This is a genomic window from Paenibacillus cucumis (ex Kampfer et al. 2016), assembly GCF_019748695.1.
Lineage (GTDB): Bacteria > Bacillota > Bacilli > Paenibacillales > Paenibacillaceae > Paenibacillus > Paenibacillus polysaccharolyticus.
In genome coordinates, this window is sequence record NZ_JACLIC010000001.1 from 1 (window position 1) to 1,624 (window position 1,624).

The 1,624-nt window shown below is 47.0% G+C and carries 1 protein-coding gene; it reads left to right on the plus strand.

Translation table 11 applies throughout. The annotated features are described in order from the left end of the window. The first annotated feature begins 489 nt into the window (after positions 1 to 489). On the plus strand, positions 490 to 954 hold the full coding sequence (locus H7T88_RS00005) for a replication/maintenance protein RepL (protein WP_221786410.1): 465 nt from the start codon (positions 490 to 492) through the stop codon (positions 952 to 954). Positions 955 to 1,624: the final 670 nt, after the last annotated feature.

The following is a 1,624-nucleotide window of genomic DNA, read 5'->3' on the forward strand; positions in this document are numbered from 1 at the left end:
GGCTAATTTGATGCCTTACTTCGACGGTGTGTTCTTTGAAAGAGCACAAGTATGCTCTTCCGTGAACACGTCGGACGAGGCAGTCGGTGAGCAGTCACCGCGTAGCGGCTGAAACGAAGTGGAAGACCCGAAGGGTTGACGACCGCGGCTCCCAGACAATCCTAGAGGCATGTCCCGAACCCTGCGTTCGGGACCCTGCCACCCGGCGAGGAGCAGGGGTTGAGGGGACAGCGTCCCTCATCGCCGAAGGCAAAAGCCGTCCAGGGCGCTGCCCTGGTCAAGTTCCCTCAGGGAACGCGAAGTAGGGTGGTCCTTTTATTAGAAGAGAGTAACTTTTTTTAAAAAGTGGCTCAAACCCTTGATACTACTGGGTTTGAGGGCTATTTTCGTAGTAAAGTTTCTCTTACTTTATAGTAAAGTTTTCTTGCATTCCTAGTAAAAAAATAGTTTACTATTTAGTAAATGATATACGAAAGGTGTGTTTTTAGGATGTCGAAAGCTAAAGGCAAATTTGTTGGTCAAAGCAAATGGATGAAGCTTGGTGAAGACAATATTCCTACTGGCGAAGTTAGAACAGTTGACGAATTCGAAAGCAGCATAGACTCCAGAAACGGATTCATGATTACCTACATGACTTCGGTTATTGGGCTAATCGAGAAGCTTGGCACCAAAAAAATGCTCGTTGTGAAATACATTTTCGAGAACATGAGCAAAACTGAAAACACGCTGATCACCACTGTTGACGAGCTTGCGCGTAACAGCAAAGTCTCAAAACCTGTTGTCGTTGAGACACTTCGCCTCCTCGAGGAGGCAGATCTCATAGCCCGTCGCACAGGATCTATAATGCTCAGTGCAAAACTGATCCATCGAGGCGATCAGCACAAAGAACGCTATCTCATGGCTAAATTTCATTCGTTCTCTGGTGATCCGGAAGATCCAGACACTGAAGGATAAAACCTCGAAAAAGGGAGAGGGGGCCGATCGGCTGCTCTCCTTCGATTTTTTCCTGCTACCGGTTCGCAGAACCGTATAAGCAGGGGATATATCCCCTGCACTCCTCCTCTAACCCCTCTAAAATCGATTCTCCCGCGTTTTCTTGAATAGGTACCTCCAAAAGTACCGCCGACCAAAAAAACGCCTTAAAATCGAAAATAGACCACTCTAATCTCGTATGTCCATTTTCTTCTTTTTCACTTCCTCGCCTTCTCACACCCGCCTATTTTGCCTTCTCCGCGCTTTTTCACCCTTCTCCCGATATTCTCCCTACTTCCGCTTCCCATCGCTTCAAACGCCTTTCTGCTTCTTCTCAGCCCCTTTTATTTGCTATTCACTGACTCCAACCTCTCTTTACTCACCTCTGAATTTTCTCCTGAACTTCCTCTCAAACATCATTTCCAGCCTTACCGATCCGGATCTGATCTCTCACAACTTTTCTCTTCTCACACACAAACTGAACTAGCTGCATGCTGCTCACTGTAATTCCAGACCCCACACAAACTTCTCTCGAACGTTGTTTGTGTGGGGTCTGGAATTTGCCACGGTGAGCAGCATGCAGCCTTCGCGCCTTGATGCGTCTAGGTTTTGGGGTTTTTTTGCATATCAAATAAAATCGCAAGGCTTGAAC

Bases quoted from the DNA above. Each gene is read 5' to 3' on its own strand.
- H7T88_RS00005 (WP_221786410.1), top strand. From the start codon at position 490: ATGTCGAAAGCTAAAGGCAAATTTGTTGGTCAAAGCAAATGGATGAAG.